Source organism: Brevundimonas naejangsanensis, assembly GCF_003627995.1.
GTDB classification, from domain to species: domain Bacteria; phylum Pseudomonadota; class Alphaproteobacteria; order Caulobacterales; family Caulobacteraceae; genus Brevundimonas; species Brevundimonas naejangsanensis_B.
Map to the genome: position 1 here is coordinate 2,875,046 of NZ_CP032707.1, position 17,189 is coordinate 2,892,234.

General features: G+C 67.0%; 14 protein-coding genes. 1 reads left to right on the plus strand and 13 read right to left on the minus strand.

The window, feature by feature from the left end:
- Nucleotides 1-153: 153 nt before the first annotated feature.
- The 6 genes from D8I30_RS13645 to D8I30_RS13670 form a co-directional block, all read right to left on the minus strand.
- Nucleotides 154-519: a GFA family protein gene (locus D8I30_RS13645; protein ID WP_121483216.1), complete on the minus strand. Its 366-nt coding sequence runs from the start codon at nt 517-519 to the stop codon at nt 154-156.
- Complete coding sequence (gene dnaE / locus D8I30_RS13650; RefSeq protein ID WP_121483217.1) at nt 519-3,974, minus strand: DNA polymerase III subunit alpha; 3,456 nt, start codon at nt 3,972-3,974, stop codon at nt 519-521. Before dnaE ends, D8I30_RS13645 begins: the two co-directional genes overlap by 1 nt.
- Before the next feature lie 327 nt (nt 3,975-4,301).
- Nucleotides 4,302-5,045, minus strand: a complete 744-nt coding sequence (locus D8I30_RS13655) for an ABC transporter ATP-binding protein (protein WP_121483218.1) — start codon at nt 5,043-5,045, stop codon at nt 4,302-4,304.
- Entirely contained in the window at nt 5,038-6,351 is a 1,314-nt protein-coding gene (locus D8I30_RS13660) for a lipoprotein-releasing ABC transporter permease subunit (protein ID WP_121483219.1), read from the minus strand. Before D8I30_RS13660 ends, D8I30_RS13655 begins: the two co-directional genes overlap by 8 nt.
- The gene (gene proS / locus D8I30_RS13665) at nt 6,348-7,664 is read right to left on the minus strand and encodes a proline--tRNA ligase (RefSeq protein ID WP_121483220.1); all 1,317 of its coding nucleotides are present in this window, start codon (nt 7,662-7,664) and stop codon (nt 6,348-6,350) included. The genes D8I30_RS13660 and proS overlap by 4 nt, the downstream gene beginning before the upstream one ends.
- Nucleotides 7,665-7,724: 60 nt before the next feature.
- Nucleotides 7,725-7,991 (minus strand): DUF1467 family protein, encoded by a 267-nt coding sequence (locus D8I30_RS13670; protein ID WP_121483221.1) that lies wholly within the window; start codon nt 7,989-7,991, stop codon nt 7,725-7,727.
- 68 nt (nt 7,992-8,059) lie between these two features.
- Here D8I30_RS13670 and D8I30_RS13675 point away from each other — a divergent pair, with 68 nt between their 5' ends.
- Nucleotides 8,060-8,413, plus strand: a complete 354-nt coding sequence (locus D8I30_RS13675; protein WP_121483222.1) for a 5-carboxymethyl-2-hydroxymuconate Delta-isomerase — start codon at nt 8,060-8,062, stop codon at nt 8,411-8,413.
- Between the two features lie 185 nt (nt 8,414-8,598).
- On the opposite strand, the gene D8I30_RS13680 is transcribed toward D8I30_RS13675, so the two are convergent.
- Genes D8I30_RS13680 through nuoL form a run of 7 tightly spaced genes read right to left on the minus strand, consistent with a single transcriptional unit; the run spans nt 8,599 to nt 17,185 of the window.
- Complete coding sequence (locus D8I30_RS13680) at nt 8,599-8,937, minus strand: DUF3088 family protein (protein ID WP_121483223.1); 339 nt, start codon at nt 8,935-8,937, stop codon at nt 8,599-8,601.
- The gene (locus D8I30_RS13685) at nt 8,937-10,613 is read right to left on the minus strand and encodes a ribonuclease J (protein ID WP_121483224.1); all 1,677 of its coding nucleotides are present in this window, start codon (nt 10,611-10,613) and stop codon (nt 8,937-8,939) included. Before D8I30_RS13685 ends, D8I30_RS13680 begins: the two co-directional genes overlap by 1 nt.
- Before the next feature lie 6 nt (nt 10,614-10,619).
- Nucleotides 10,620-11,414, minus strand: a complete 795-nt coding sequence (locus D8I30_RS13690) for a type III pantothenate kinase (RefSeq protein WP_121483225.1) — start codon at nt 11,412-11,414, stop codon at nt 10,620-10,622.
- Complete coding sequence (locus tag D8I30_RS13695) at nt 11,411-12,157, minus strand: biotin--[acetyl-CoA-carboxylase] ligase (protein ID WP_121483226.1); 747 nt, start codon at nt 12,155-12,157, stop codon at nt 11,411-11,413. Before D8I30_RS13695 ends, D8I30_RS13690 begins: the two co-directional genes overlap by 4 nt.
- Before the next feature lie 6 nt (nt 12,158-12,163).
- Nucleotides 12,164-13,606, minus strand: coding sequence for an NADH-quinone oxidoreductase subunit NuoN (gene nuoN, locus D8I30_RS13700; RefSeq protein ID WP_121483227.1), 1,443 nt, complete (start codon nt 13,604-13,606; stop codon nt 12,164-12,166).
- A gap of 7 nt (nt 13,607-13,613) precedes the next feature.
- The gene (locus D8I30_RS13705) at nt 13,614-15,101 is read right to left on the minus strand and encodes an NADH-quinone oxidoreductase subunit M (protein WP_121483228.1); all 1,488 of its coding nucleotides are present in this window, start codon (nt 15,099-15,101) and stop codon (nt 13,614-13,616) included.
- A 5-nt stretch (nt 15,102-15,106) separates the two neighbouring features.
- Nucleotides 15,107-17,185 carry an NADH-quinone oxidoreductase subunit L gene (gene nuoL, locus D8I30_RS13710; protein WP_205570783.1) on the minus strand — a complete coding sequence of 693 codons (2,079 nt, stop codon included), beginning with the start codon at nt 17,183-17,185 and terminating at the stop codon, nt 15,107-15,109.
- Nucleotides 17,186-17,189 lie beyond the last annotated feature (4 nt).

Consider the following 17,189-nt stretch of genomic DNA (forward strand, 5'->3'; position numbering starts at 1 on the left):
GCGGGCGGTTAAAAGGATCGGCTGATCCCTCGGAACGGTGCAGGCCGGGATGTCTCCCCGGACCGCGCCACGCCCACGTGCGAAGTGCGCCGCGCATGTAGGCGAAACGACCGGAAAAGGCAAGTCGAACCCTGCGCCGCCGCGCCGGCCAGGCTAGAAGCTGCGCCCGTCCACACGCTGGGCGGTCCAGTCCCAGGGCTCCACGTCGGTCAGGGTGCGCACGTTGATCGCCGCCACCTCGCTGCCGTCGGGCGCCACGCCGTAGCCGAAGGGCTGGACGCCGCAGGTCTTGCAAAAGCGATGGTCGATCTTGTGCCGGTTGAAGAAGTAGGAGGTCGTCTCGCCCTCCCCCTTGGTCAGGCGGAAGGCCGAGCGGGGCGCGAAGGCCAGCACGAATCCCTTGCGGTAACAATGGGTGCAGTTGCACTCGACCAGGCCTTCCAGCCCGACCTCGACCTCATAGGCCACCGCGCCGCAGTGGCACGATCCCTTGTGCGTTACGGTTTCAGCTTGGCTCATCAGGCGTCCTCCAGCATCACCACCCCCGGCGCCGACTTCAACGCGCCGCGCAGCGCCGCGTCTAGCCGGTATCGTCCGGGCAGCTTGATTTCCACCTCGGTGCGGCCGCCCAGGGTCGCCTGCAGCCAGACCTCGCCGCCCTTGCCCTGCGCCCGCGCCCGATCCAGCCGCGCCTTCAGCGCCTCGGCGTCCGCCGACTGGGCCGACAGGACCACGCGCAGGCCGATCTGGGCGTCGTCCAGCAGCACGTCCATGCGGCTGGCGTCGTCGCCGAAGAAGCGCACCTCCCCGTCCGCCGCCTTGGCCCGCACCTTGACCAGGACCGACGCCCCCACCTCCAGAATCTCGCGGCAACGCCGCAGTTGCTCGGGCGGGAACAGGCATTCGAACTCGCCCGTCGGATCCGAGAAGGTGACGAAGGCGAACTTCTCGCCGGTGCGGGCGCTGGCCCGTTCCTGACGGCGCCGCACGACCCCGGCCATCTGGAAGGCTTCGTGCCCGGCCTCGGCCAGGCCTTGCGCCTCGGCCACGAAGGTCACGCGCTTGCGCTTCAGCGCCGGCGTCAGCTCCTCCAGCGGGTGGCCGGACAGGTAGAAACCGACGGCGTAAAGCTCCTGATCCAGCTTGTCCGGTCCGGCCCAGGGCTCCACGCTCTTCAGGCGCGGCCGGGCGGCGGCGGCCTGATCGGCGCCGAACAGGCTGACCTGGGACGAGGCGCGCTCGGCGGCCACGCTCTGGCAATAGGCGATCAGCACGTCGGCCTGCTCGAACAGCTGGCGGCGATTAGGATGGAGGCTGTCGAAAGCCCCGGCCCGCGCCAGGCCTTCCAGGGCCCGCTTGTTGACCGCCTTGGGATCGACCCGCTCCAGGAAGTCGAAGATGTCGGCGAAGGGGCCGCCCGCCTCGCGCACCTCCACCACGTGCTTCATCGCCTCCAGACCGACGTTGCGGATGGCGCCGAGCGCATAGAGGACGCTGCCCTGCCCGTCCTTCCACGCCACGTCGAAATCGGCGGACGAGCGGTTGATGTCCGGCGCCAGAACCGGAACCTCGAAACGACGGCAGTCCTGGTAGAAGACCGCCAGCTTGTCGGTGTTCGATAGATCGAGGCTCATCGAGGCGGCGAAGAACTCGACCGGATGATTGGCCTTCAACCAGCCCGTCTGGAACGAGATCAGGGCATAGGCCGCCGCGTGCGACTTGTTGAAGCCGTAGCCCGCGAACTTGGCCACCAGGTCGAAGATGGAGCCGGACTGAGACTCCGGAACCCCCTTCTCGGACGCGCCCTTGACGAAGCGGAGGCGCTGGAAGTCCATCTCCTCCTTCTTCTTCTTGCCCATCGCGCGACGCAGCAGGTCGGCCTCGCCCAGGCTGTAGCCCGCCAGGATCTGGGCGATCTTCATCACCTGTTCCTGGTAGATGATGACGCCGTAGGTCTCGGTCAGCACCTCCTTCAGGCTGGGGTGCAGGTAGTCCACCTCGGCCCGGCCGAACTTCCGGTCGATGTAGGTATCGATCATCTCCATCGGCCCGGGCCGGTAGAGGGAGATCAGGGCGGTAATTTCCTCGATCGAGCCGCAGCGCATCTTGCGCAGGGTGTCGCGCATGCCCTGGGATTCCAGCTGGAACACCCCGACCGTCTGGCCCGAGGCCATCAGTTCATAGGTCCTGGGATCGTCCAGCGGCAGCAGGTTCCATTCGGGCGCCGCGCCGCGCCGTTCCAGATAGCCCTTGGCCCGGTCCAGCACCGTCAGCGTCTTCAGGCCCAGGAAGTCGAACTTCACCAGGCCCGCCGGCTCGACCCACTTCATGTTGAACTGGCTGGCGGGGATGGTGGAGCGCGGGTCCTGATACAGGGGCACCAGCTCCGTCAGCGGCCGGTCGCCGATGACGATGCCCGCCGCGTGGGTCGAGGCGTTGCGATAGAGCCCTTCCAGCTCCAGCGCCGTCTCCAGCAGCGCCTTGACCGAGGCCTCGGCGTCACGCGCCTCGCGCAGGCGCGGCTCCAGGTCGATGGCCTGGGCCAGGGTCACGGGATTGGCGGGGTTGGCCGGCACCATCTTGGCCAGGCGGTCCACCTGGCCCAGCGGCATCTGGAGCACGCGGCCCACGTCGCGCAGCACGGCCCGCGCCTGCAGGGTGCCGAAGGTGATGATCTGGGCCACCCGGTCCTTGCCGTAGTGGTCCTGGACGTAGTCGATGACCTCTTCGCGCCGCTCCTGACAGAAGTCGATGTCGAAGTCGGGCATCGACACGCGTTCCGGGTTCAGGAAGCGCTCGAACAGCAGGCCGAACCGCAAGGGATCCAGGTCGGTGATGGTCAGCGACCAGGCGACCAGGGAGCCGGCCCCCGAGCCCCGCCCCGGCCCCACCGGGATGTCATGCAGCTTGGCCCATTTGATGAAGTCGGCAACGATCAGGAAGTAGCCGGGGAACCCCATCTGCTGGATGATCCCCACCTCCCACTCGAGGCGGTCCCAATAGTCCTGCTCGGGCGCGTAAGCCTTATTCTTCTCCAGCCGCGCCTTCAGCCCCTCGCGCGCCTGGTGCGCCAGTTCGTCGGCCTCGGAACGGCCCGCGCCGGTGTCGAAGCGCGGCAGGATCGGCTTGTGCGTCTTGACCAGGAAGGCGCAGCGGCGGGCGATCTCGATGGTGTTGTCGCAGGCCTCGGGCAGGTCGGCGAACAGCTCGCGCATCGCCTCGGCCGACTTGAACCAGTGCTCGCCGGTGACGCGGCGGCGGTCCTCCTGGCCCGTGAAGGCGCCGTCGGAGATGCACAGAAGCGCGTCATGCGACTTCGCCTGGGCCGCCTTGGCGTAATAGACGTCGTTGGTCGCGACGAGCGGGACATCGTTGGCGTAGGCCCATTCGACCAGGCCGCCCTCGGCCTCGATCTCGCTGGACAGGCCGTGGCGCTGCAGTTCGACATAGAAGCGGTCGCCGAACACCCGCTTCATCTCGGCCAGGGCGGCGGCGGCCTCGGCGGGTTTCTTCTGCACGAACAGCGGGTCGATCGGGCCGTCCGGACCGCCTGACAGCAGGATCAGCCCCTCGGACTTTTCCACAACCTTTCCCCAGGGCACGCCCGGCTCGGCCATCTCGCCCGCGTCGAGGTAGGCGGCGGACGACAGGGCGCACAGATTGAGCCAGCCCCGCTCGTTCTGGGCCAGCAGGACGACCGTCGGGGTCTTGGCCCAGCGCGGCGCCGCCTGCCCGCCGATGTCGAGCACCGGCAGGGCGCAGGCGACCAGCGGCTGCACCCCCGCGTCCTTGGTCGTCTGGCTGAACTCCAGCGCGCCGAACAGGTTGGCGCGGTCGGCCACGGCGACGGCGGGCATGCCCGCCTCGGCGGCCATCTTGCCGATCTTGCCGGCCTTGATCGCGCCTTCAAGCAAGGAATAGGCGCTGCGGACCCGCAGATGGACAAAGCCCTGACTGTTCACCGCATCCGCCAATTGAAAACTCCGCATCGCAGCGCCCGCTCACACGGACGCGCCTCATCATGCAGGGAGTCTGCCGCGCCCTTCAAACCGGGCGTCGGCACGGCAGCGGGTCACGCCACCAGGAAGGCCGCCTGCCAGACCATCCAGACGAAGCCGCCGCAGGACGCAAGCGACAGCAGTTCCCTCACCCAACGCGCCATTGATTTTATCCCCAGATCAAATGTTGCCCATTTGTTCTATGTTGCCGATTTGTTCTCGTCAACCGCAAATTGTTTGACAAGGTAAGCGTGGCCGGCCTGCGCGGGACCGCTCGGCCGAACCTCATTGGCAGGCGTGGGCTCAGTAGGCTTGGCTCTGGGCCGCCCTCTGTTCCAGGTGGCCGTCCTTCAGGGCGAAGACACGGTCCATGTGGCCCGCCAACTCCATGTTGTGGGTGGCGATCAGGGCGGCGATGCCCGTGGTCTTGGCCCGTTCGCGCAGGGCCTCGAACACCGCCTGGCTGGTGGCGGGGTCCAGGTTGCCGGTCGGCTCGTCCGCCAGCAGCAGGCGCGGGCTGTTGGCCAGGGCGCGGGCGATGGCGACCCGCTGCTGCTCGCCGCCGGACAATTGCGCCGGCTGGTGGGTGACGCGCTCGCCCAGCCCGAGGGCGGTCAGGGTCTGGGTCGCGCGCCGACGCGCCTCCCCTTCCCGCACGCCCGCGATGCGCATGGGCAGGGCCACATTGTCGAGGGCGTCGAACTCGGGCAGCAGGTGGTGGAACTGATAAACAAAGCCGATGCGGTGCAGGCGCAGCCGCGTGCGCGCGCGTTCGTCCAGCCCGCCGACGTCCTCGCCGTCGATCAGCACATGGCCGCTGGTCGGCCGCTCCAGCAGGCCCGCCGCGTGCAGCAGGCTGGACTTGCCCGAGCCTGACGGCCCGATCAGGCCGACGACCTCGCCCGGCATGACGTCCAGGTCAACGCCCTTCAGAACCGTCAGCCCGCCCTGGGCGGTCGGATAGGTGCGCGTCACCCCGCGCAGCGACAGGATGGCGCCGTTCGTCCCGGCGGCGACGGCGGGCTTCTTCTTCAGCAGCCTATTCAAAGCGCAGGGCCTCCACCGGATCGATGCGCGACGCGTTCCACGACGGCGGCAGGCTGGCTAGGCAGCTCATGAAGAAGGAGAAGACCGCCACCCAGGTCACGTCCCACGGGTCGACCTTGGCCGGCACGGAATCCAGCATGTAGACGTCGGCGTTGAACAGCTGGACGCCCAGCAGTCCTTCGAGGAAATGCTGGATCGCCCCGATGTTCCAGCAGAACAGCAGGCCCAGAACCAGGCCGGCGATGGTGCCGCCGATGCCGATGGCCGCGCCCGACATGAAGAAGATGCGCAGGATGGACGACTGGCTGGCCCCGACGGTGCGCAGGATGGCGATGTCGCGCGTCTTGTTCTTCACCAGCATGACGATGCCGCTGATGATGTTCATGGCGGCGATGGCCACGACCATGCCCAGGATGATGCTCATGGCCACCCGCTCGACCTTGAGCGCGCCCCAGATGGCGGCCTGACGGTTGCGCCAGTCCTGAACCACGCTGCCTGGCCCGGCCGCGCGCTGGACCGGCGTCAGCAGGTTTTCGACCAGGTCCGGCTCGGCCACCTTCATCTCGATGACGTCCCAGACGCCGTCCTTGCCGAAGAAGAGCTGGGCCTGCTCCAGCGGCATGAAGATGAAGGCGCGATCATAGTCGGCCGCGCCCGAGGTGTAGATGCCGCCGACGATATAGGTCTTCTCCAGCCCGCCGAGGTTGCCGAAGGCGCTGTCGGCCCCGGTCGGTGAATAGATGGAGATGGGGTCGCCCTCGCGCAGGCCCATCTGCTCGGCCAGGCTCTTGCCGATCAGGACGCGGTCGCCGCCGTATTCGCCCTTGCCGAAGCTCGCACGCGCCTCGGGGCTCAGGCTGTCATAGACGAATTTGGTCGAGGCCAGGTCCTGCGGCCGCACGCCGCGCACCAGGCCCCCGGTGGCGCCCCCGCCCGCACGGAACATGGCGGGAGACTCGACCAGCGGCGACACCGCCACCACGCCCGGCACGTCGGCGATCCGCGTCAGCGCCGCGTCGCGGTCGGGCGCATAAAGCACCGGCCCCTGCACGTACATGTGACCGTTGAACGACAGGATCCGATCCATCAGCGTGCCGCGAAAGCCCGCCATGATGCTCATGACGCTGATCAGCACGGCGACGGCCAGCATGATGCCGATGAAGCTGATCATGGCGATCAGCGCCACCCCGCCCTGCTTGCGCTTGGCGCGCAGGTAGCGGAGCGCCAGCCCGATCTCCCAGCTGGAGAACGGGCCGGATCCCTTCGATGCGGGCGGCGGAGCGGAGGCCGTCGCGGCGTCGGTCATTTCGTGAGCAGCTCCAGGGCGGCGTCCAGCGACAGGTTCTGCTTCTCGCCCGTGGCGCGGCGCTTCAGTTCGACCACGCCGTCGGCCAGGCCCTTGGGCCCGATGGTCAGCTGCCACGGCACGCCGATCAGGTCGGCGGTGGCGAACTTGCCGCCCGGACGCTCGTCGGTGTCGTCGTAGAGGACGTCCTTGCCCAGGGCCTCCAGCTTGGCGACCGCGTCCTCGCACGCGGCCGAGACGGCGGCGTCATTGGCGCGCAGGTTGATCACCACCACGTCGAACGGCGCGACCGAGTCCGGCCAGATGATGCCGCCCTCGTCATGGCTGGCCTCGATGATGGCGCCCAGCAGGCGCGACACCCCGACGCCGTAGCTGCCCATGTGGACCTCGGTGTCCTGGCCGTCCGGCCCGGCGACCTTGGCCTTCATCGGGGCCGAGTATTTGGTGCCGAAGTAGAAGATGTGGCCGACCTCGATGCCGCGCGCCGACAGGCGGTCGCCCTCGGCGGTCTGGGCCTCGAACTGGGCCTGGTCGTGCATTTCCTCGGTCGCGGCGTAGAGGGCCGTGCGCTCGTTGAACACGCCTTCCAGCTGCTCGACGCTGAGGTTGTGGCCCGGCGCGGCCATCTCGACCAGCTTGCGGTCGCAGAAGACCTCGCTCTCGCCGGTGTCGGCCAGGACGATGAACTCGTGGCTCAGGTCGCCGCCGATGGGGCCGGTGTCGGCGCGCATCGGCACCGCCTTCAGCCCCAGGCGGGCGAAGGTGTTCAGATAGGCCGCGAACATCCGCTTGTAGGCGATGCGGGCCGAGGCCTCGTCCAGATCGAAGGAATAGGCGTCCTTCATCAGGAACTCGCGGCCACGCATGACGCCGAAGCGCGGACGGCGCTCGTCGCGGAACTTCCACTGGATGTGGAAGAGGTTCAGCGGCAGGGCTTTGTACGACTTCACAAAGCCGCGGAAGATGTCGGTGACCATCTCCTCATTGGTCGGCCCATACAGCAGCTCGCGCTCATGGCGGTCGGTGATGCGCAGCATCTCCGGGCCATAGGCGTCGTAGCGGCCGCTCTCGCGCCACAGGTCGGCCAGCTGCAACGTCGGCATCAGCAGCTCGACGGCGCCGGCCTTGACCTGCTCCTCGCGCACGATGTTCTCGATCTTGCGCAGCACCCGCAGGCCCAGCGGCAGCCAGGCGTAGATGCCGGCCGCCTCCTGCTTGATCATGCCCGCGCGCAGCATCAGCTGATGCGACACGATCTGGGCGTCGGAAGGGGCTTCTTTCAGGGTCGGCAGGAAGTAGCGCGACAGGCGCATGGGAGGATTCTCGGCAAATTCAGTCAGGCCCGAGGTTTAACCGGGCGGGCGGCGCGAAAGCTAGAGCGCGCCGGATTGATTGATGTGAGGAATGGGCATCCAGCCGATCCACACCAGGGCGACGATGATCGCCCAGACGATGGCGGCCACCCAGGTGGTGGTGATGAATTTCTGCTTGAGGCGGGGCTCGGTGGGCGCGCCCCACTGGGTGCCGTCCGTCGGCGGTTCCTTGGTCTGCTCCGATGTGCCCAGCGGCAGGATGGCGAACAGCACGATCCACCAGACGGTGAGATAGGTGGCGACCAGGGTAAAGGGGCCAAGAGGCATCGACAAAAGTCCGTTTATCGCTTTCTTCGTGCAGCGGAACACGACGGCCCGCAGCAAGGATCCCCTGAATGCCACAGATTACGCTCGAACACTCCACCCATTTCGACGCGACCGACTGGCGCGCCCTGTCGCTGGAGATCCATCGCCTCTGCGTCGACGTGGTCGGGGCGACGACCCAGGCGTGCAAGACGCGCGTCGTCCGCTGCGATCGGCTGATCATCGCCGACGGCGATCCGGCCCAGGCCATGGTCCACTGCGACCTGCGCATCCTGACCGGCCGCACCCAGGAGCAGAAGACCGCCCTGGGCGAAGCCGTGCTGGCGGCCCTGCTGGCGGGCGTCGCGCCCTACGACGGTCCGCGCCAGATCTCGGTCGAGATCGGCAATCTGGACCGCGACAACTATCGCAAGGTCACTTTGTAAGTCCCTCTCCCGATGGGAGAGGGCTTGAGCGCCCGGGAGCCGAAGGCGATCGGCTACGCGAAAGGGTGAGGGTTCGCCGTTTCAGTCGGCGTCAGCCGTCGCGCTGCGGCTTACGCCGACATAAGCCGGAAACCCTCATCCGGCCCTTCGGGCCACCTTCTCCCATCGGGAGAAGGGAACATCGGTTACGGATGCGGCCGGCCGATGCCGTAGCGGGCGGCCCAGTACGGCAGGATGTCGTCGTCCTGCAGGAAGCGCGCGCCGGTCTCTTCGCTGACCTGGGCGTCGGGCCAGTCGAACTCGCCGTCCAGCACCAGCAAGGGGCAGCTCTGGTTCGCCTCCCCCACCTCGGCGATCACGGCCGGGCGCGGGCGCGGGTGATCCAGATAGGTGACGGTCAGATGCTCGCGCAGGCGCGGATAGAGGCCCAGCACCCCCTCGATCCGCGCGCCGGGCGGGCAGAACCACGGCCCGCCCTGATCGTCGAACCAGTCGGCGTTCAGCAGATACAGACGATCGGCCATCAGAGCCTCAGCACCACGGTTTCGACGATGGGACGACGGTCCCAGATCTGCTGGCTGGCCTTCTTCAGGGTCCGGCTGACGGCCTGTTCAATGACCATCTCGTCCTCCAGCGCCTCGCCCTTCAGGCCGCGCACCGTGTTCTCGACGCGCTCGGCCATGTCGTCCAGAACGTCGCCCAGAGGCCGGTCCGCGTCGCCGGGCAGGCCGATGCCGCGCACGTCGATGTCGCTGGCGATGCGGCCGCGCTTATCCAGGGCGAAGCTGACGATCAGGATGCCGTTGCTGGCCGCGTGCTTGCGCTCGCGCAGGGCCTCGCCCGCCTCCTCGACCAGCATGCCGCCGTCGACGAACAGGCGGCCCGAGGGCACTTCGTCGATGATGGCGGCGGGTCCGGGGGCCAGACGCACCATGTCGCCGTTGCGCGGCGTCACCGTCTCCGGCACCTGCATGTCCTTGGCCAGGGCGCCGTGCTCGATCAGGTGGCGGCGCATGCCGTGCGTCGGCACGGCGATCTTCGGCCGGGCCCACTGATACATCTGGCGCAGTTCGTCACGGCACGGGTGGCCCGAGACGTGGATGCCGGGATGGTCCTTCTCGGTGTAGAGGCGCACGCCGCGCTCGGCCATCTTGTCCTGCAGGCGGCCGATGCCCAGCTCGTTGCCGGGGATGACGCGCGATGAGAAGATGCAGTGGTCCCCCTCGCCCAGCTTGATGAAGGGATGCGTCCCCTCGGCCACGCGCGACAGGGCCGCGCGGGCCTCGCCCTGGCTGCCGGTGCACAGATACAGGATCTCGTCCGCCGGCCAGATCTTGGCCTCCTGCTCGGACAGGAAGGGCTTGAGGTCGCTCAACATCCCGACCGACTTGGCGGCGGCGGTGATGCGGTGCATCGACCGGCCGGCCAGGGCCACGCGGCGCCCGGCGGCCTCGGCGGCGCGGATCACGCTGTCCATGCGCGCGACGTTGGAGGCGAAGCAGCCGACCGCGACCCGGCCCTTCAGGCCCTGGATCAGCTCGGCCAGCTTGACCTTCACATCGCCTTCCGAGCCGGCGACGCCGTCCACGAAGACGTTGGTGGAGTCGCACACCATGGCCAGGACGCCTTCGTCGCCCAGCTTCTGGATGAACTCGACGTCGGTGCGCTCGCCCACGACCGGATCGTTGTCGATCTTCCAGTCGCCCGTGTGCAGCACCGTGCCCAGCGGCGTCTTGATGGCCAGGCCGTTCGGCTCGGCGATCGAGTGGGTGATGGTGACGTAGGTCACCTCGAACGGGCCCAGGTTCACGGTCGAACCCAGGGGCGCCTCGTTCAGCTCGACATCCTCATAGATGCCGGCGTCGCGCAGCTTCTCGCGGATCAGGAAGGCCGTGAACGGCGTGGCGTACAGCGGCGCCTGAATGCGCGGCCACAGCCAGCCCAGGGCGCCGATATGGTCCTCGTGCGCGTGCGTCAGCACGATGCCGAGGATGTTCTCGCCTTCCAGGAAGGTCGGATCGGGCACGATGACGTCCACGCCGGGCGTGGACTGGTCGCCGAAGGTCACGCCGACGTCGACGATGATCCATTTGCGGTCATGCGCCGGGCCGAAGCCATAGGCGTTGAGGTTCATTCCGACCTCGTTCGAGCCGCCCAGCGGCAGGAAGACGAGTTCGTCGTTTTGATTTTTCTTAGTCATACGGCCTTACAGATGGGAGTTCCGCCGCCAGATTTCGAGTAGGCCGCGGATGGTCAGGTCCGGATCAAACCGGTCGATAGAGTCAGTTGCGCCTTCAAACAGGGAGGCGACGCCGCCGGTGCCGATGACCGTCATGGGCTTGCCCCACTCGGCCTTGATGCGGTCCACCAGCCCTTCGATCAGGGCGATATAGCCCCAGAAGACGCCCGATTGCATGGAAGTCACGGTGTCGCGCCCGATGACGGTCTCGGGGCGCTGAATGGCGATGCGCGGCAGTTTGGCCGCCGCCTCGTGCAGGGCCTGAAGCGACAGGTTGATGCCCGGCGCGATCAACCCGCCCTCGAAGGCCCCCGCCCCCTGCCCGTTCGCGCCCGAGACGACGTCGAAGGTGGTGGCCGTGCCGCTGTCGATCAGCAGCAGGTCGCCTTCATAGACCTGCAGCGCGCCGATGGCGTTGACCAGCCGGTCGGCCCCGGCCTCGCTGGGCTTGTGGATGCGCACCTCGATGCCCAGCTCGACGTTCTCGCCGATCACCAGGGGTTCGACGTTCAGATAGCGCCGCGCCAGGTTGCGCAGGTTGAAGATCGACTGCGGCACCACGCTGGAGATGATGCAGCCGTCCATATCGGCCATGGTCATGCCCTGGCCGCGCATCTCGAACAGCTGATGCAGCCAGACGGCGTATTCATCGGCCGTCCGCATCGGATCGGTGGCCGTGCGCCATTGGACGATCCACTCCTTGCCGTCATGGACGGCGAACAGGGTGTTGGTGTTGCCTTGCTCGATCGCCAGCAGCATCAGGCGGCCTCTCCGAAGAAGACGTCGCCGGCGGAAATGACCCGCAAGGTTCCGTCCGGAAGTTTCAGGCGCAGGGCGCCGTCGGCCTCGACGCCGTCGGCGGTCCCGGTCAGGGTTTCATGGCTCAGCCGCGCCGTGCACGGGCCGAACAGGCCCGGCGTCCGCGCGACCCAGGCGTCCAGCACCGGCTGAAAGCCCAGCCGCGACCAGCGTTCCAGCCAGGCGTCGAAGGTCTCGGCCAGCATCCTGGCCCCCTCCTCGGCCGACGGCGCGGCGGCCACGTCGTGACGCAGGTGCTCGGCGATGCAGGTGGCGGGGCGCTCCGTCCCCTCGGGCGCGTGCGACAGGTTCACGCCTATGCCGACCGCCAGCCACAAGCCGCCAGAGGGGGCGGGACCGGACTCGATCAGGATGCCGGACGACTTGCGCCCGTCCAGAAGCACGTCATTGGGCCATTTGATGCTAACGAGCGTCGACGGGACATAGCGGTCCAGCAGGTCGGCCACCGCTAGGGCGGCGGCGAAGGTCAGCTGCGCCGCCTCGGCCGGAGACCGGTTCAGCGTCAGCAGCAGGGTCGAGGCCAGGTTGCCGTCCCGGCTGTCCCAGGCGCGGCCGCGACGGCCCCGCCCGGCGGTCTGACGCCGGGCCGCGATCCACAGCGGCCCGGCCTCGCCCGCCTCGGCGCGGCGACGCGCCTCGGCGTTGGTGGAGTCGGTCTCTTCGAGGATCAGGACCGGAGCCGCCAAGGCCCCTTATCCGATCCCGACGCCCGCGGCCGCCGCGCGCGTCAGCGGCTCAAGCCAGGTCAGGGCGATCAGCAGCACGGGGAAGCTGAAGGCCGCGGCGGCCCAGCCGATCCACTGCGCGCCGGCCGGCGCCTTGTCCGTCGTCACGTCGAACTCGGGCGTGTCGAACCACATCACCTTGATGATGCGCAGGTAGTAGAAGCCCGCCACGACCGAGGCCACCAGGCCCGCGGCGCCCGCCATCCAGTAACCGGCGTCGGCGGCGGCGCCGAAGACGTAGAACTTGCCCCAGAAGCCCGACATCGGCGGGATGCCGATGGCCGACAGCGACAGGATCGTCAGGGCGACGGCCGTCAGCGGGCGGTCCTTCTTCAGCCCCGCCAGGTCGGCGATCTTGCGGATCGGACGGCCGTTGCGGCTCAGCGACAGCAGGACGGCGAAGAAGCCGATCTGATCCACTACATACAGGGTCATGAACATCAGCGTCGCCTGGACGCCGAGTTGGGTGCCCGCCGCCACGCCCAGCAGGGCGTAGCCGATGTTGATGATCGAGGAATAGGCCAGCAGGCGCTGGATGTCCTTCTGCATCAGGCCGCCGAAGGCGCCGACCGCGAAGCTGATCAGCGAGATCAGGATCAGCACCTGGGCCCACTGCGCATGAGCCAGGCCGAAGCCTTCGACCAGAACGCGGATGATCAACACCATGGCCGCCACCTTGGGCGCGGTCGAGAACAGGGCCACGACCGGGGTCGGGGCGCCTTCATAGACGTCCGGCGTCCACATGTGGAACGGCGCGGCCGAGACCTTGAACGCCAGGCCGCAGATCAGGAAGACCAGGCCGAAGATCAGGCCGGGGCCCGGGTTGGCGGTGGCGAAGGCGGCGATATCCACGAACCGCATCGAGCCGGCGAAGCCGTAGATCAGGCTGGCGCCGTACAGCAGCAGGCCCGAGGACAGGGCGCCCAGGACAAAATACTTCAGGCCGGCTTCCGAGGCCTTCAGATCGTCGCGGCGATAGGCGGCCAGAACGTAGAGGGCCAGCGAGTGCATCTCGATGCCGATGTAGAGCGAGATCAGGTCGCCCGACGACGCCATCATCCCCATGCCGACCGAGGCCAGCACGATCAGGATCGGATACTCGAACTTGGCGATCTTGTTGCGATGCATCCAGCTGTCGCCCAGCACCACGGCCACAGCGGCGGACAGGAAGATGACCGCCTTGCCGTAAACGGCCAGCGGATCGGCCACATAGGCCCCGTTGAAAGCCGAACCCAGCGGGCCGACGACAGCCAACGCCGTCGCCGCCAGCAGCAGCAGAACCGACAGGCCCGAAACCAGGCGCGTCGACTTCTCGCCGGAGAAGGCGCCGACCATGAGCAGCACCAGACCGCCGACCGCCAGGGTCAGTTCCGGGGCCGAGAGATGAAGGGCGGAAGACAGATCAGTCATTATGCTCTCACCCGCCGATGGCTGCGCGATAGGCGGTCGTCAGGGCCTCAACGCTTGGCCCGGTGTAGTCGAGGACGGCGTTGGGATAGAGGCCCAGCCAGATGGTGCCGACGATCAACGGCACGAAGATCAACAGCTCGCGCTTGTCGATGTCCGTGATGGTCTGCAGCGCCGGATTGGTGATCTCGCCGTACATGACGTTGCGGAACAGCGTCAGCGCGTACACCGCCGAGAAGATCACGCCCGAGGCGGCGATCAGGGCGGTCCAGGTCGAGGCCTGATAGGCGCCCGTCATGGTCAGCACTTCGCCGATGAAGCCCGAGGTGCCCGGCAGGCCGACGTTGGCCATGGTGAACATCAGGAAGATGGCCGCATACCAGGGCATCCGCGCCGTCAGGCCGCCATAGAAGGCAATCTCACGCGTGTGCATCCGGTCATAGACCACGCCGACGCACAGGAAGAGCGCGCCCGAGATCAGGCCGTGGCTCAGCATTTGGAAGACGGCGCCCTGAACGCCGGTGTCGTTGCCGGCGAAGATGCCCATGGTCACGAAGCCCATGTGGGCGACCGACGAATAGGCGATCAGCTTCTTGATGTCGGTCTGACGGAAGGCGACCAGCGACGTATAGACGATGGCGATCACCGACAGGGCGAACACCAGCGGCGTGAACATCTGCGACGCCAACGGGAACATCGGGATGTTGAACAGGATGAAGCCGTAGCCGCCCAGCTTCAGCAGGATGCCCGCCAGGATGACCGAACCGGCCGTCGGCGCCTGAACGTGGGCGTCGGGCAGCCAGGTGTGCACCGGCCACATCGGCATCTTCACCGCGAAGGAGGCGAAGAAGGCCAGCCACAGGATCGGCTGCACCGAGGCGTCGAAGGCGTACTGCTTCAGCTCCGGGATGCTGGTGGTGCCGGTCGTGTGGGCCATCCACAGCATGGCCAGCAGCATAAGGACCGAACCGGCCAAGGTGTAGAGGAAGAACTTGTACGCCGCGTAGATCCGGTTGGCGCCGCCCCAGATGCCGATGATCAGATACATCGGGACCAGGGTGCCTTCGAAGAAGATGTAGAAGAGGAACAGGTCCAGCGAGGTGAACACCCCGATGACCAGCGTCTCCAGGATCAGGAAGGCGATCATGTATTCGACGACGCGCGTCTGGATCGACTTCCAGCTGGCCACGATACAGATCGGCAGCAGGAAGGCCGTCAGCAGGACGAACAGGATCGAGATCCCGTCCACGCCCAAGTGATAGCCGGCGCCGGCGAACCAGGCGTAGTTCTCGACGAACTGATAGGCCGGGTTCGACGGATCGAACTGCGCGACCAGCAGGACGGACACCGCCAGCACCACCATGGTGGTGACCAGGGCGATCCAGCGGGCGGCCGGGGCCGCGGCGTCCTGACCGCCCTTGTTCAGCAGGCGCGCGACCAGGATCGCGGCCGCGCCAAGAAGCGGCAGGAAGGTGACGATGCTCAGAATGTGAGGCACGAGGCTCAGGCTCCCCACGTGAAGATGGCGAAGGCAAGGAACGCAGCCACGCCGATCAGCATCACGAATGCATAGAAGTAGACGAAACCGGACTGGAACCGGGACAGCCAGCCGCCCGACTTCAGCGAAGCCCAGGCCGCGCCGTTCGGGCCCAGACCGTCGATGATCTTCACGTCGCCGATCTTCCAGAAGAAGTCGCCGAGCGCCTTGGCGCCCTTCACGAAGACGGCGTCATACAGCTCATCGAAGAACCACTTGTTGTAGAGGAAGGTCCACAGTGGGCCCTTGCGCTCGGCCCACTCCTTGGCGACGCCTTCCTTCAGGACGTAAATCCAGAAGGCGATGGCCGTGCCCAGCAGCGTCACGATCAGCGGCGCCCACTTCACCCAGGTCGGGACGTTGTGGCTCTCGTGCAGGACGTGGTTGGCTTCGCCGACGAAGATGGCGCCGCGCCAGAACTCGGCCTCATGATTACCGATGAAGTGCGGAGCAAAGACGATACCCGCAGCAACCGCGCCAACCGACAGCGCCAGCAGCGGCAGCACCATGACCAACGGGCTCTCGTGCGGCTTCAGCGGACCGTGGTGATGGTCGTCGTGCGCATGATCGTCGCCGTCCAGCGGTTCGGAATGCGTTTCGATCTGAGCATGCGACGCGTGGTCGTCGGCCGCGTGGGCGTGCGCGCCCTCCTCTTCCTTCCAAACGGGCTTGTTGTGGAAGGTCATGAACACCAGACGCCAGGAATAATAGGCCGTCAGCAGAGCCGCCGAGATGCCGATGACAAAAGCGAACATGCCCGCAGCCGAATGGCCGGTCGTCGCCGCCGCATAGGCGCTCTCGAGGATGGAGTCCTTGGAGTAGAAGCCCGCGAAGCCGCCAATGCCCGGAATACCGAGACCCGTAATGGCGATGGTGCCGATCATCATGGTCCCGTAGGTCCAAGGCAGAAGCTTCACCAGGCCGCCCATCTTCCGCATATCCTGCTCGTGGTGCATGCCGTGGATCACCGAACCGGCGCCCAGGAACAGCAGGGCCTTAAAGAAGGCGTGCGTGAACAGGTGGAACATGGCGGGCTGGTAAGCGCCGACGCCCGCCGCGAAGAACATGTAGCCCAGCTGCGAACAGGTCGAATAGGCGATCACCCGCTTGATGTCGTTCTGCATCATGCCGACGGTCGCGGCGAAGATGGCCGTGATGCCGCCGATGATGGCGATGAACTGCGAGGCGATCGGCGCGTGCTCATACAGCGGCGACAGCAGGCAGACCATGAAGACCCCGGCGGTGACCATGGTGGCCGCGTGGATCAGGGCCGACACCGGGGTCGGGCCTTCCATGGCGTCCGGCAGCCAGGTGTGCAGGAAGAACTGCGCCGACTTGCCCATGGCGCCGACGAACAGCAGCAGACCGGCCAGGTCCAGCGCCGACCAGGTGTAGCCCAGGAACTCCCAGCCCGCGCCGACCTTGCCGGCGATCAGCGGGAACAGCTTGGCGAACTCGATCGTGCCGAACATCCAGAACACGGTCATCATGCCGAGCAGGAAGCCGAAGTCGCCGACGCGGTTGACGACGAAGGCCTTGATGGCGGCGGCCGAAGCCGAGGCCTTCTTGTACCAGAAGCCGATCAGCAGATAGGACGCCAGGCCCACGCCTTCCCAGCCGAAGAACATCTGCACGAAGTCGGCGGCCGTCACCAGCGCCAGCATCATGAAGGTGAACAGGGACAGATAGGCGAAGAAGCGAGGACGGCTGTCGTCCTCCTTCATGTAGCCCCAGGAATAGAGGTGAACCAGCGAGGACACCGAGGTCACCACGATCAGCATGACCGCTGACATGGCGTCGACGCGGATCGACCAGTTCGACTGGAAGTCGCCCACGTGGATGAAGGGCGCAATCTTGACGGTGAAGGCTTCCAGCTCGCCCCAGGTCCACTGTCCGAACACGATCCACGAGACCGCGCACGAGAAGAACAGCAGGCCCGTCGTAACGGCCTGAGACGGAATGTCGCCGATCCGGCGACCGAAGAAGCCGGCGATCATGGCCCCCAGCAGGGGGGCGAAGACGCCGAGAGTGACGAGAGTCTGGATAGTC

Bases quoted from the DNA above. Each gene is read 5' to 3' on its own strand.
- proS (WP_121483220.1), bottom strand. From the start codon at position 7,664: ATGCGCCTGTCGCGCTACTTCCTGCCGACCCTGAAAGAAGCCCCTTCC.
- D8I30_RS13680 (WP_121483223.1), bottom strand. From the start codon at position 8,937: ATGGCCGATCGTCTGTATCTGCTGAACGCCGACTGGTTCGACGATCAG.
- D8I30_RS13645 (WP_121483216.1), bottom strand. From the start codon at position 519: ATGAGCCAAGCTGAAACCGTAACGCACAAGGGATCGTGCCACTGCGGC.
- D8I30_RS13675 (WP_121483222.1), top strand. From the start codon at position 8,060: ATGCCACAGATTACGCTCGAACACTCCACCCATTTCGACGCGACCGAC.
- D8I30_RS13685 (WP_121483224.1), bottom strand. From the start codon at position 10,613: ATGACTAAGAAAAATCAAAACGACGAACTCGTCTTCCTGCCGCTGGGC.
- D8I30_RS13660 (WP_121483219.1), bottom strand. From the start codon at position 6,351: ATGACCGACGCCGCGACGGCCTCCGCTCCGCCGCCCGCATCGAAGGGA.
- nuoN (WP_121483227.1), bottom strand. From the start codon at position 13,606: ATGACTGATCTGTCTTCCGCCCTTCATCTCTCGGCCCCGGAACTGACC.
- D8I30_RS13670 (WP_121483221.1), bottom strand. From the start codon at position 7,991: ATGCCTCTTGGCCCCTTTACCCTGGTCGCCACCTATCTCACCGTCTGG.